At 50.5% G+C, this 12,684-nt stretch carries 13 protein-coding genes; 8 read left to right on the forward strand and 5 right to left on the reverse strand.

The features are described from left to right. Window positions 1–3 precede the first annotated feature (3 nt). The gene (locus VMS83_RS02965; protein ID WP_325409719.1) at window positions 4–384 is read left to right on the forward strand and encodes a response regulator; all 381 of its coding nucleotides are present in this window, start codon (window positions 4–6) and stop codon (window positions 382–384) included. A 182-nt stretch (window positions 385–566) separates the two neighbouring features. Here the strand turns inward: VMS83_RS02965 and VMS83_RS02970 are convergent, their stop codons facing one another. The 5 genes from VMS83_RS02970 to VMS83_RS02990 form a co-directional block, all read right to left on the reverse strand. Beyond that, entirely contained in the window at window positions 567–1,070 is a 504-nt protein-coding gene (locus VMS83_RS02970; RefSeq protein WP_325409721.1) for a hypothetical protein, read from the reverse strand. A 184-nt stretch (window positions 1,071–1,254) separates the two neighbouring features. Continuing rightward, window positions 1,255–2,469 carry a response regulator gene (locus VMS83_RS02975; RefSeq protein ID WP_325409723.1) on the reverse strand — a complete coding sequence of 405 codons (1,215 nt, stop codon included), beginning with the start codon at window positions 2,467–2,469 and terminating at the stop codon, window positions 1,255–1,257. Continuing rightward, complete coding sequence (locus tag VMS83_RS02980; protein ID WP_325409725.1) at window positions 2,469–4,367, reverse strand: PAS domain S-box protein; 1,899 nt, start codon at window positions 4,365–4,367, stop codon at window positions 2,469–2,471. The genes VMS83_RS02975 and VMS83_RS02980 overlap by 1 nt, the downstream gene beginning before the upstream one ends. Then, on the reverse strand, window positions 4,364–5,758 hold the full coding sequence (locus VMS83_RS02985; protein ID WP_325409727.1) for a sensor histidine kinase: 1,395 nt from the start codon (window positions 5,756–5,758) through the stop codon (window positions 4,364–4,366). The genes VMS83_RS02980 and VMS83_RS02985 overlap by 4 nt, the downstream gene beginning before the upstream one ends. 307 nt (window positions 5,759–6,065) lie before the next feature. Then, complete coding sequence (locus tag VMS83_RS02990; protein WP_325409729.1) at window positions 6,066–6,950, reverse strand: hypothetical protein; 885 nt, start codon at window positions 6,948–6,950, stop codon at window positions 6,066–6,068. A 182-nt stretch (window positions 6,951–7,132) separates the two neighbouring features. Between VMS83_RS02990 and VMS83_RS02995 the strand changes: the two genes are divergently transcribed. The 7 genes from VMS83_RS02995 (at window position 7,133) to VMS83_RS03025 (ending at window position 12,588) form a co-directional block, all read left to right on the forward strand. Further along, on the forward strand, window positions 7,133–8,623 hold the full coding sequence (locus VMS83_RS02995; protein ID WP_325409731.1) for a hypothetical protein: 1,491 nt from the start codon (window positions 7,133–7,135) through the stop codon (window positions 8,621–8,623). Between the two features lie 266 nt (window positions 8,624–8,889). Beyond that, window positions 8,890–9,045, forward strand: coding sequence for a hypothetical protein (locus VMS83_RS03000; RefSeq protein ID WP_325409733.1), 156 nt, complete (start codon window positions 8,890–8,892; stop codon window positions 9,043–9,045). Window positions 9,046–9,077: 32 nt separating this feature from the next. Next, window positions 9,078–9,785: a cytochrome c biogenesis CcdA family protein gene (locus VMS83_RS03005; protein ID WP_325409735.1), complete on the forward strand. Its 708-nt coding sequence runs from the start codon at window positions 9,078–9,080 to the stop codon at window positions 9,783–9,785. Window positions 9,786–9,792: 7 nt separating this feature from the next. Beyond that, on the forward strand, window positions 9,793–10,893 hold the full coding sequence (locus VMS83_RS03010; protein WP_325409737.1) for a redoxin domain-containing protein: 1,101 nt from the start codon (window positions 9,793–9,795) through the stop codon (window positions 10,891–10,893). A 29-nt stretch (window positions 10,894–10,922) separates the two neighbouring features. Then, on the forward strand, window positions 10,923–11,705 hold the full coding sequence (gene msrA, locus VMS83_RS03015; protein ID WP_325409739.1) for a peptide-methionine (S)-S-oxide reductase MsrA: 783 nt from the start codon (window positions 10,923–10,925) through the stop codon (window positions 11,703–11,705). 272 nt (window positions 11,706–11,977) lie between these two features. After that, window positions 11,978–12,325, forward strand: a complete 348-nt coding sequence (locus VMS83_RS03020) for a hypothetical protein (RefSeq protein ID WP_325409741.1) — start codon at window positions 11,978–11,980, stop codon at window positions 12,323–12,325. A 23-nt stretch (window positions 12,326–12,348) separates the two neighbouring features. Continuing rightward, window positions 12,349–12,588: a MarR family transcriptional regulator gene (locus tag VMS83_RS03025; RefSeq protein ID WP_325409743.1), complete on the forward strand. Its 240-nt coding sequence runs from the start codon at window positions 12,349–12,351 to the stop codon at window positions 12,586–12,588. Window positions 12,589–12,684: the final 96 nt, after the last annotated feature.

Below are 12,684 nucleotides of genomic sequence, written 5' to 3' on the forward strand. Positions count from 1 at the left end.
AACATGACGGAGAAAACGGTACTGATAGTTGAAGATGAGGGGCTGATCGCACTCCACCTGACAGAGACCCTCGAAAACAGGAGATTCCGGATCATCGGCACGGTTCACTCCGGAGAGATGGCACTCCAGACACTCGAAAAATCTCAAAAACCTGATCTCATCATTATGGATATCGGGCTTACAGGATCACTTGACGGAATCGAGACGGCCCGTAAGATCCGGCAGCAGTATACCATCCCGATCATCTTCCTGACCGCATATTCTGATAAGAACCGTATGGAGAAGGCAAAGGAGCTGTCGGCCGTTGAATACCTCATAAAGCCGGTGACCGAAGAGGATCTTCTTACTGCAATCAGGAATGCGCTGGACATGCCGAAACCATAAGGGCCGGAATGAATCGCCGACCGGGAATGCAAATCCCAAGACCGATGTCGTGATCCCAGCGACGTATTCGTAGCGCTTGAACCCGGGGTTAACGGCAGGTATATCGATGATTCATTCACAGCGATTGAAACACAGGTCGAATTTCGCGTGATGGCAGTTGTTGCAATAAGATCCGCCGGGACTCACTTCATAAAAAGCCAGTCGTACTTTTTCCGGCGTTTCCACATGACCATAATAGTTACACTAAAAAAAATGAGACATGCGGCAAGGATCAGGAAATTTCCGGGTGTGATCCCCGGAAGAACAGGTACCTGCACCCCCAGAATATTCCAGGATTGGCCTTTGTTCTGCGGATTGGCCGTACCTGGAGGGAGAGCCTCGCTTTTCACAGTGATCAGGGCGAATACCGAAAGTCCATAGGGTGAATCGGCTTCAAACACCCGGTTTCCTGATGAATCGGTCCCGGAATACGTAGTCCCGAGAATTTCGGCCACGTTGTCATCCCCCATGTGTACTATGCGGACCGTTGGATTACCGCCGTACCGGTCTACCCATCCGGGAGAAACGGTCATCCGGATAACCCCGGGGCCGGTGGTTGTTATACCATCCTTCCGGAATGCAGCCATGTACCCTGCCGATGTGATCGCTAGATCCTGCCGTGCCGCACTACCCTGGAACGCCTCCATTGTTTCGTCCGGGATGAAGTCGGATACGGTGATACTGGTATGTGCATCATTTTCCGGAATGGCCGGAAGAGATACCCCGGCAATAACCGAGACCTCCCCGATACTGAGCTCCGCAGGACCCGGCTGGAATACGAGATTAACCTCCTTTACGGAACCGGTGATGATACCGGGGCGCCCGGAAGGATTAGCCCGTATACAGCTCCAGCTGCTGAAAGGCCTGTTGTGATTCGGCGACCTTCCCCAGTTTCTTGAGCACCTCCCCTTTGTGGCGGAGCGTTTCGGGAGAACGCGTGTTGATTTCCAGGGCCTTGTTAAAGGCGTCAAGAGCTTCCTCGTTCCTCCCGAGCTTCTCAAGAATAACTCCCATATTGTGCCAGGCCTGGATGTTACTTGACCGGATCTTCAGCGCCTTCTGGTATTCAAGAATCGCCTCTTCGAATTTTCCCATGACCGAGAGTGTGTTCGCCTGTTCAAGATGCATAAGGTCGCTGATCTCTTCCAGGATCCTGGTTATCCGTTCTGAGGACAGCGATTTCAGATTTCCCGGAGCGGCAGGCTCTTTCTGGTTAATGGCTTCGTGCGTCGGTTCTTTTTGGGCAATCTTCAGATATGTACTGGTTATTTCCCCTTTTGCGCGGCTGTCGTCAACCGCAGAAAATGCGATCAGTGCGCCAATTATTATGCCCTTCGTGTCAATCACCGGGGAAAGGACGCAGTCCTTCAATAACTGCCGCCCACCTTTCCGGGAAATGATGTACACGTCTGAAGGGAAGACCGATACGACACCCTTGTTCAGTGTGGGTGTAATATGGAGAATAAAGGGTTGATCGGTGATGGAGTCATAGAATTGCAGGATATCGTCAAGTTGTTTCATATAGGCATCGTGGATGTTCCAGCCCGTCAGCTGTTCCGCATAGGCATTGATCAGGATCGTCCTTCCATTCCGGTCTATGGTGATGATCCCCCGGTCCAGTATCTGGATTGTACGGTTGAGCCAGACAGATGCTGTCCGTATACGGTCATCGAATAATTTTTTTGCAGCAGCAATCTGGATTGTCGAATGAATCGTTTCCTTGACAAAAGGTTTCACCAGGTACCCGTACGGATCCGTCTCTTTCGCACGACTGATGGTAGCATCGTCAGAAAATGCAGTCAGGTAAATAACCGGAATGCCAAACCGTTTCTTGATTTCAGCCGCAGCATCAATCCCGTCCATCGTCCCTTCAAGGACAATGTCCATCAGGACGAAATCCGGACGATGCTTGCCCGCGGTTTTTACGGCGTTCTCGCCGGTTTTCACCCGCGCTACTACGTTATACCCGAGGGAAATCAGCAGGTCCTCGAGAATCTTTGCGGTTATGACTTCATCTTCAACAATCAGAATCTTTTTCTGAGACATTATTTCTCCTCCTTTGGCGATGAATAATGAAATGTGAGGGTGAATATCGTTCCCTTGTTACATTCAATCTGGATTTTCCCGTCGAGCTGATCGTGGCCAAGCAGGTAGATGAGAGCCAGGCCGACGGTCGAAGCCTTGCCTCTCATGCAGGACTCGGGAATACCTATGCCGTCGTCATGGATGGAAAGGGAGACGCAGTTGTTGTCTTTCCTGCGAAATGCCACAGATATGGTTCCGACGCTCCGGCCGGGAAAGGCATGCCTGATGGAATTGGAAATGACTTCAGTGATGAGCAGTCCTAAGTGAAGCAGGGTGGACTGGTCAATCTGGATTTTATCGATAGAATACTCAACGTTGATGTACGTTTTTGTCCCATATGCGTATATCAGGCTGTTAACAAGATCCCTTAAATAGGTTTCCAAGCTGACATTGATAAAATCGTCCGACTTATAGAGCCTTTCATGGATAAGGACCATTGAACGGATACGGGTCTCGGTATCGAGAACGATTCGTGCGATTTCAGGAGACGAGACAGTCGATGCCTGGAAATGGAGCAGGCCGATAACAACCTGCATGTTGTTCTTGACCTGGTGATGGATCTCCCTCAGGAGAGCATTTTTTGCTTCCAGTGATGCTGTCAGCGCCTCTTCTGTCTGTTTAAGCTCGGTGATGTCGCGCGATATGCAGAGAACTGCCCTGATTGTTCCATCCGGATATTTCAATGGATTAAGGATATGATCGAACCATCGTGTCACTCCATGAAGCGGTATCCGGCTTTCGAACCGCCGGGGTTTCCCGGTCATGAAGACCTGATTGAGATGTTCACGCTGCATCAGATTAATTCCCGGGGGAAAGACTGTGTCCCGATCCATGTTGATAATTTCATCACAGGTTTTCCCGAGTGCAGCGGCCGCGCAGCTGTTGACATATTCGATCCGGTCCTGTGCGTTAATAACGTAGATTAGATCCTGAGACGTTTCTGCAAGGGAGTGGTAGAGTTCTTCACTCTTTCTTACCCTCTCTTCAGTCTCTTTCTGTTCTGTGATATCGCGGAGGACTCCGGTTCGTGCAATGACTTTCCCGGCCGGATCCGTCAAAAATGAACTATTATCCTCGAGCCAGACAATATTTCCCTCATGATCTCGGGTGCGGAACGCAGTCCGTATCGGTTTACCGGTAAAAAGAATCCCTTTGGCAGTCTCCAGGACTCTCGAGAGATCTTCCTCAAAAATTATCTCCCTGATATTGTGGGAAATGAAATCTTCCGGCGTAAACCCGTACCTGGCCACCTGTGGCCCGATATAGGTGATTGTGCCTCTGGGGTCCATGGAATAAATGATATCATGGGTGTTTTCTGTGAGCATCCTGTATTTTGTTTCTGATGCACGCAGTTCGTTTTCAATATGCTTGAGCTCATTGTACCTGGCCCGCAGTTCTTCCTCTGTAGCGATGAGTTGCTGCTGGGTTGCCTGGTGGGTTTCTTTGAGACGTTCCTCTTCAGTGATATCCTGGATCGTGGCCTGAAGGAGTTTTTCACCGTTTATTTCAATGCGGGTAATCAGGATGGACGCAGGGAATTCCTGGCCGGTCAAACGCATGCATCTCCACGGAAAAACAAGCTGGCCTTCCGAAATCGCCTTTTCGATTATCGTACGGGATTTTTCAGCAGACGGTTGTCCATCCGGTTGATACAGCGGGGAGAGCTCCAGGAGTTTTTTTGAAAGTAATTCCTCTTTACGTGCTGCCTGAAACAACTTTACGGATGCAATATTACAGGCCGTAATCTCCCACGAGGGTGGTTCGATGGTCAGAATTGCATCCCGTGACAATTCAAACATCGTCTGGAATACCCTGTTGTCAAGGAGCATAACCTGGGAGGATGCAGCAGGGGCCATCATACCTCCTCATGAAGTGCCGGGTTGAAGGTAAAGGTGAACGTCGTCCCGTTGTTGCCTTCAATCAGGATGGTACCGTTCAGCTGGTCGCGGCCAAGAAGGTAGATAAGCTGCAGACCCATCGTAACAGGTTTTTGCCGCAGGCAGGAATCGGGAATGCCTATGCCGTCGTCATGGATGGAGAGAGTCAGATTGTTGCATTCTTTCCGGTAAAAAGACAGGGAGATGGTACCAGTTTCCCGGTCAGGAAACGCATGTTTAAGGGAATTTGAAACTACTTCCGTGATGAGAAGTCCCAGATGAATCAGCATCGGTTGATCAATTTGAATTTTTTCAATATTATATTCTACATCAATAAATGTTTTCGTCCTGTATGTATAGATAAGACTGTCAATAAGGTCCCGGATATAAGACTCCAGCGGGATATTAATAAAATCGTCGGAATTGTAGAGCATTTCATGGATGAGAACCATGGAGCGGATACGGGTTTCGGTATCGAGAACGATCCGTGCGATTTCAGGAGACGAGACGGTCGATGCCTGGAACTGGAGCAGGCCGATAACGACCTGCATGTTGTTCTTCACCCGGTGATGGATCTCCCGTAAGAGCATATTCTTCTCTTCGAGTGATGTTTTCAGGGCCTCTTCTGCACACTTCAGGTCTGTTATGTCCCTTCCGACCGACTGGTATTCAACCAGGGTACCGGTATCATCGAAAATAGCCCTGTCGTTTCTCTGCTGCCACCGGTGGAACCCATCCGGCATGATGATCCGGTGCTCAATGGTCGCTACCGGGTGCTCGCGGGTCAGTGATCTGAGATGGGATTCCACCAGGGCATAATCTTCGGAAGGAACCTGCATTTCGAACCTTCTGCCGAGGATATACTCCTGCTGAACATTAAAATACCGGCAGAACGCGTCGTTTACAAAGAGAAATACCCCGTCAGGCCTGAAGCGTGAGATGATCTCAGTCTGGTCTTCAACCACGTTCCGGAACCTTTCTTCACTTTCCCTGAGCGAGCGTTCCGCCGTGCTTCTTCTCACCGCCTGCCGGATCTTATTCCCGAGATCGGCGAACTGCACTTTTGGGTCCTCTCCTTTCTGTACGTAGAAATCCGCACCGGCATTGAGGGCCTCGATAACGACATTTTCCTCTCCCCTGCCGGTAAAAATGATGAATGGGATGGGATTTCCCTGGTGTCGTAGTTGTTTCAGGAACACAACGCCATCCATATCAGGCATCTGGTAATCTGATACGACAACATCATACGATTCTCTCATCAGCGCCTCCGTCGCATCATGGACTGAAAGCACCGTGTCAACCTTGAATTCCCCACTTCCCTCAAGATAAATACGAGTCAGGTCAAGCAGCGCTGATTCATCGTCAACGTACAATATACGGGATATCCCAGCCGGTGCTGCACCGCGTGTTGAATGTAACCAGCGAGTCGATGGAAGCGACGATGTATTTTTCGTGGTGTATTCCGGCGTGCAGGAAGAAACGTTACGGGCACTTTTTCCGGATCTGGCACTGGTATGTATGTCCAGTTTTTTCCCGCTGTCCGCTGCAACGTTCATCATGTTCCTCTCTCCAACGTCAGCCGGTGTCGCGGGATGTTCCCGGTCTCCGCTGTTTCTTTCCCGGGGCAGTAAACGGCCAGCTTCCCTTTGGCGTGCACCACCTGATCTGCACCAGGCCCTGTCATGCAATCACTTCTTCTTTAGGCCAGGGTGCCATTCGCTCATTCCATGATATCAGGTCTGCATAGGTCTCTATCATCAGGAATTCATGATCGGCAGGGGTACGGTTCGAAGGAAAAACAATACTGAGGACGCCTTTTTGCCATTCATGCCTGAGAACCGGGTACAGCACGATAGAAAACATCCCGTCCTTTCCGGCCCACTCGATCCTGCCTTCAGGTGAACAGGTCCATCCTGACGAAAACCTTCCTTTTCCAATTTTTCGGGACCTTGTATCAATCAGTGCATTATCCGTCAGTGCAAACCGGAGAGGGAGCTCTCCGGCATACCATACGGCGACCGGGGTCCGGGTCCAGTCAGATGTCCGGTGATATGCAGTAAAAATTGCCGATAGGCACCTGCCGCATGTTTCTACCACAACCCCGATATTTTCCTCAAGGGTGTTTTCCGGTAAGAGTCCGAAACGTTTGAGAAGGTAGTCGATAGACATCATACTATCAGTTATTTTCTGTCTGCTGACAACCTGTTCAATCAACTGATGCAGTTCGAAGAAAAATTCGAGGAGATTCGTGTGGATCCTGAACAGGATCACAGGCTGGAGAGGCGTCTGATTCCGGGGAGTCCGTACAGAACAAACGAAGTCCATCAGCATGATGACGGGCGTCGTATCCCCATACGGAAGTACCGATAAGATCCTGTCGGCCGTACCGGGGCTGGTACTATCCTCTTTGAATATAATTACATCATAAGTATGAAACATGAACCAGTCAGAAGAATATTTCAGGTTCTCGAAGGTTTCAACCTGGCAGGCCCCCAGGTATTCGAGAGATTTTTTGCCATATTCCAGCATGGCTTGATCATCGTTGATGTAGGCAACCGAGATCATACACTCCGCTTCGTTTTCTCCTCTACGGTGCGCTGTTCGTCACCTTGACCATATATACCCCGGACCGGGCATTCTCAAGGTATAGGAGTGAGGTATCATTACCACGATGAGATAAACCCACAGAAATTGCACAGCGATGAAAATACTATTAAATACTTGTTTTATATATAAGTCAAAACTTAATGGCAGGATCATCTGAAATACGTGATACCATCACATCCATCCTGAAGGAAACCAGTAAGCCGGTTTCTATTGCCGGTCTCGCCAAAAAAACTGGTATTTCACGGAATACGCTCTCAAAGTACCTTGAGGGAATGGTACAGCAGGGCAATGTCGCCATGATCCATCATGGAATGGCAAAAAAATTTTACATTCCCTCTCAGGATTTATCCAGCCATACCGGAGATGAACAGCGCGAATGTATTCTTATTCTCGATGCCTCACGTTCTGTCCTGATTTTTGATAAAATATACGAGAAAGATTCGATATCGAGCCTTAATCCCGAACGAACTGAGGAGGTGCCATTCCCCCAGGAGATCGCTGCGGTTCTTGAATCAGGGCAGTTCCTCCAATGGTTTTCCGGGTTAAAAACCGCCTCAGGACCACTGCATTCCCTTTATGAAATAAAAAAGACGGACGATACCAACAAAGCTATGATGCTTGCGTACCGGGCATTTCCCATTCCTCTCGGGGGAATGGAGCCTTTTGTCGTAGTATATACGAAGCAATCCTGGAAAACAGCGGCTTTTGGCTCATGGAGCGGTCCCTCTCCTTCTTCAGATGAAAGCAGCCCACCGTCTGATGATTGCGTCATTATTTTACAGAACATGCATATTGTCCACGCCAGCCAGTCGTTTTTGAGGCTTATCGGAAGGCCCCTCGATTCGATAAAAGGGCGTAATATCAAGCGTTTCTTCCAGGCATCATCCGTTCAGGATCTTGAAAAACACATTTCCTCCATTAGGAAAGGAAGCGGTTCGATCGCCCAGCCCATGGATATCTCACTGGCAGGCAGGGAAACGGAAACTGCAGGGAATTATTCATTCCACCTTGGATGGATACCCTATATGGATACAGGCGCCGTTATAGGCGTACTCCGCACAGTAAAATCCAAGCTGGCTGAAACAGCTTCTTTACCTTATGCACCTTCAGCATGGGATAACTACCTGCGGGACTTTTTGACCCGCCTCCAGGTGAATGAAAGGGAGCCATGCGCAGTGCTGGTTCCGTGGGCGCTGGAGAATATGAACCTGCTCCTTAATTCCGACAAATGCATCCTGGACATTCATATCCAGGGTGTGGAGGAGTTCAGGTGCTCGTATTGCTGGCATACATCGAATGCCACAGAGAGGACAGGGACGGGGGTAAACCCTACGGATAAGTCCCCGTATTCGCCATTACCTTTTGGAAAACCGGATCCCGGGCAGCAGGACGACCATGTTCCAAAGAATTCTGATGATTTATTACGAATTCCAATCAGGAAAAACAAAAAGATCCTGGGCCGGTTCAGCTGGCATCCCGGGTCCTCCGATGATGCACCGGTTATTGACTGGGAAAAATTCGAAATGGCATGTACCCTTCTGGCCCTGAAAATATGGCACCAGCACTGCCTCGAGAAATCCCAGGTAAGCCAGCAGGGTTTCAATGAGGTATTTGGAAAAGTGACCATATAGACGGATCCCTTGGAACGATTCCAAGATCCTGCCCGGGTGCTGGCGCAGACTGGCAGTACTTTCCTCTTTGTGCAGGAAGGGAGCACTCCTGTTTTTCGCAGGTGCAGGTTTGTTTCAGCGTATGTTTCAAAATCTGTTTTTCAGGAAAGCTTCTATAAAAAATTCCTTTTCAATACTTGCCACGGGTGGTATTTTTCCTGTCAGGGAAGATACTTCTTCGCTCACCGTACGGGAGAAATTCAGGAAAAGCAGGGAGATTGGGGATCATGACCCGGGAAATTAACATTACTATCAAAAATGAAGACCGCAATGACACAGTAGCGCTGCTTCTTGAGGTTGTTGCCGGCGAGATCCGGCAGGGAAAGTTTTCCGGCGATGAACCGGATTGTTCGTGGCAGATGTCACCGATCGTGAAACCATGAATCGATCGTATGTCTGATCCCGGAGGCTGTACATGGCCGGTGTTTCCTATATCGTCGCATTCCTTGCAGGAATTGTCTCTTTCCTTGCACCCTGCGTCCTGCCACTTGTACCAGGTTTTCTCATTTACCTTGCCGGGACCTCAGTGAAGGAGGGCGCGGGAAAACGATGGGACATCCTCCTTGCTAGCATTCTCTTTGTCGCCGGCTTCTCGCTGGTCTTTGCTCTCCTCGGGGTCCTTTTGAATACGATCCTGAACTCTGTTACGTACACTGTGCAGCTCTGGTTGTCGAGAGCCGGAGGACTCATCATCATTTTCTTTGGCCTCTACCTGGTCGGGTTGATCCGGATCGGCTGGCTCGAGCAGGAGCACAAGTTTGCCGTGACCGGGATAAAATCGAAGTATCTTACCTCGTTTGTATTCGGTGTTGCATTCGCGGCTGGCTGGACTCCCTGTGTCGGGGCTGCACTCGGGGCAATCCTGGGGCTTGCCGCAACGGAACCGACGGTTGCGTTCACCCTCCTCCTTGCATACTCGGCAGGGCTTGGCGTGCCGTTCATTATCACCGGGCTGTTTGCGTCGCAGGCAGTGGGCTGGATCAGTAAATATTCCCGGGTGCTGCATTACGTCAACATTGTTTTCGGCATCCTGTTGATCGTTATCGGTATCCTGATCTTCACGCAGACGCTCTCCCTCATCGCAAACCTGCCGGAGCTCAACGGGTTCCTTCTCGGGAGTTGAAAAAACCATGGAAAAAAGAACACTGGCACTTATCGTGGCGCTCATCCTCATCGCAGCGGTCATCATTGTCCTTACGCCGCTTTCCCCCAACAGGTCCTTCACAGGAACAGCGGTAGCGCCGGGGAACAGGACCGCAATAAACGCAGAAAAGGCGAAACTGTACCCCTATGCAAAGGAAATTGCAGAGCCGTCGGGGTTTGTGAACGTTGACAATATCACTATCGCAAGCCTTGTCGGAAAGGATGTCATCCTCGTGGACTTCTGGACGTACAGCTGCATCAACTGCGAGCGCACGATCCCGTACCTGAACCTGTGGTACGAAGAATATCACGACCAGGGCCTCGAGATCATCGGGGTCCATACCCCGGAGTTCCAGTTCGAGCACGACATCGACAATGTCAGGATGGCGGTCCAGAAATTCGGTATCCAGTACCCCGTTGTGCTCGACAACAACTACGCGACCTGGGATTCGTACGGGAATAAGTACTGGCCCGAGGACTACCTCATCGACATTGACGGCTTCATCGTGTACCACCATATCGGCGAAGGCAATTACAATGAGACCGAGGCCGAGATCCAGGATCTCCTGAGGGAACGGGCAGGGGCGCTCGGTCTCAATATCAGTATCTCAAACGCGACCAGTGTCCCGTCCAATGCCGTTGCCGTAAATTTTTCTGATGTCGGAAGTCCGGAGACGTACTTTGGTGCAGCACGCAACCAGTACCTGGCAAACGGGAATGCCTCGGTGACCGGGCTCCAGATGCTTGCGATCCCCCCACAGGTGCAGCTGAACGGGTTGTACCTGTCCGGGACATGGAATTTTGCCGACCAGTACGCAGAAAACACCGGGACTGCGAGCATCGTGTTCCCGTATGACGCGAAAAACGTCTATTTCGTTGCCAGTGCCAAAAATGCCACGGCAGTACAGGTTCTGCTGGACGGAAAACCGGTTACAGATATGGCGGGTCCCGATGTCACCAACGGGACCGTCACGATCCAGGCTGACCGGCTGTATTCCCTTGTGCAGGGATCTGGTTACGGGCTGCATACCCTGGAGCTCGATATTCCGGAGCCGGGCCTGAATGCGTACACATTTACCTTCGGGTGATAACAAAAGGAAGCTGGAGAGATAGTACCATGGATGAAAAACAGGGAACGGGAAAAAACGTAAAAAAAGCGACCTTCGCCGGGGGCTGCTTCTGGTGCATGCAGCCGCCGTTCCGGGCGCTCGATGGCGTAATCGATGCGGTCTCGGGATATGCAGGCGGAAAAACAGAGAACCCGACATACGAGGAGGTTTCGAGCGGGACAACCGGGCACCTCGAATCGGTGCAGGTGACCTATGACGGGGATACGATCTCGTATGATACCCTGCTTGACACGTTCTGGAAACAGATAGACCCGACCGACCCGGCAGGGCAGTTCGCGGACAAGGGGTCACAGTACAAAACAGCCATATTCTACCACGACGATGAACAAAAAATGCTGGCTGAAGCATCGAAAAAGAAGGTCGATGCTTCTGGAAAGTTTGCACATCCTGTCGCAACCGAGATCCGGCCGTACACGAATTTCTACCCGGCCGAAGAATACCACCAGGACTATGATAAGAAAAACCCCGGGAGATACCAGCAGTACAAGGCATTGTCCGGCCGCGAATCATTCATCAGGAAACTCTGGGGTAAACCTCGCGTTGTCCGGGTCTACGCGACACCGGGGTGTTCCGGCTGCCGTGCAGTCAAGGAATACCTCAGATCGAAGAACGTAGAGTTCACGGAGATCGATATCGCCGCAGATGAGAGAGCGAGGAACCTGGTCATTGAAAAAACCGGCCACATCGGTTCCCCGTATGTGCAGGTCGATGACACTTTCATCTTCGGCTTTGACCGGAAAAAACTGGACCAGTTCCTGCAGGGAACTTAATCGTGAAAGGGCGGGGCAGTGTCCGGAAAGCAGGCCGGACTTCCGGCTCCAAGAGGGGATCATTACGGTGAATTACACGAAGTGATCGTGGAACAGGTACTGACAGGATCCTGCCGCCCCCGGCCGGGCCAAGGATCCTGCAGATCATTTCATTCTGTGTTTCAAAATCTGATTTTCGGGAAAGATCCTTTAAAAGTCACCGGTAAATATCCGGCCCGTTAAAGAACCATCCCTTCCAGGCAAGGGCACGAAAAACAGGAACTGGTGAGATCATGGAAGAAAAAACACTGGAGCTCATGAAAAAATTCGAGCAGGATCACGAGGTCTACGTGAGCGCGACCGACAAACTGACCTACTGGATCATCCATGCGAGGATTCCAAAAGGCGGGGCTCAGGGAGTGCACAACCTACACAAAGGAAGGCAGTACGTATCCGGGCCAAACCAGGACGGTAATGTCCTTGTCATTCCTGACCCCGATAATTCCGAAGCGTATCTTGCGGAATCCTGGGGAACAATGGAAACGATCGACGATTTTGTGAAAAAAGCAATTCCCCACATCCTGGCTGACAAGGAAGCGGCAGACCAGAAAGAGGGGACATGCGGGGCCAGCTGCAGCTGACACCCGGGAATAAGAGTGAGATTATGCAACCGTTACCTCATTCACAAAAAAAAGTTCTCGAGATTCTTGGCACCTGTGGTGCCCTGACCCACAAGGAGATTGCAGAGAAAATGACCTACTCCCCGAGGACAGTACGCTATGCGTTACAACAACTCAAAGAAAAAAAACTCCTCATACGGAAGATGAACCTGCAGGATATGCGCCAGGTCATTTATCAGAACCGGGTAAATTCTTTGCAGGAGGCCGTGGGGACTGATCGCTGAACGGAAGATGCCGCGGCCCTGCCGGGAATCTTTCCATTTTCACAAACGACCATTTCAAACCATGTTTCAAAATATGAATCTTAAGAAAGCTTCTAT

It is taken from the genome of Methanoregula sp., assembly GCF_035543475.1.
Taxonomy (GTDB): Archaea; Halobacteriota; Methanomicrobia; order Methanomicrobiales; family Methanospirillaceae; genus Methanoregula.

Excerpts from the sequence above, each read along its gene's own strand:
- VMS83_RS03000 (WP_325409733.1), top strand. The coding sequence starts at position 8,890 with ATGACCCGGGAAATTAACATTACTATCAAAAATGAAGACCGCAATGAC.
- VMS83_RS02965 (WP_325409719.1), top strand. The coding sequence starts at position 4 with ATGACGGAGAAAACGGTACTGATAGTTGAAGATGAGGGGCTGATCGCA.
- VMS83_RS02990 (WP_325409729.1), bottom strand. The coding sequence starts at position 6,950 with ATGATCTCGGTTGCCTACATCAACGATGATCAAGCCATGCTGGAATAT.
- VMS83_RS02975 (WP_325409723.1), bottom strand. The coding sequence starts at position 2,469 with ATGTCTCAGAAAAAGATTCTGATTGTTGAAGATGAAGTCATAACCGCA.
- VMS83_RS03025 (WP_325409743.1), top strand. The coding sequence starts at position 12,349 with ATGCAACCGTTACCTCATTCACAAAAAAAAGTTCTCGAGATTCTTGGC.
- VMS83_RS03005 (WP_325409735.1), top strand. The coding sequence starts at position 9,078 with ATGGCCGGTGTTTCCTATATCGTCGCATTCCTTGCAGGAATTGTCTCT.
- VMS83_RS03010 (WP_325409737.1), top strand. The coding sequence starts at position 9,793 with ATGGAAAAAAGAACACTGGCACTTATCGTGGCGCTCATCCTCATCGCA.
- msrA (WP_325409739.1), top strand. The coding sequence starts at position 10,923 with ATGGATGAAAAACAGGGAACGGGAAAAAACGTAAAAAAAGCGACCTTC.
- VMS83_RS02980 (WP_325409725.1), bottom strand. The coding sequence starts at position 4,367 with ATGATGGCCCCTGCTGCATCCTCCCAGGTTATGCTCCTTGACAACAGG.
- VMS83_RS03020 (WP_325409741.1), top strand. The coding sequence starts at position 11,978 with ATGGAAGAAAAAACACTGGAGCTCATGAAAAAATTCGAGCAGGATCAC.
- VMS83_RS02995 (WP_325409731.1), top strand. The coding sequence starts at position 7,133 with ATGGCAGGATCATCTGAAATACGTGATACCATCACATCCATCCTGAAG.
- VMS83_RS02970 (WP_325409721.1), bottom strand. The coding sequence starts at position 1,070 with ATGGAGGCGTTCCAGGGTAGTGCGGCACGGCAGGATCTAGCGATCACA.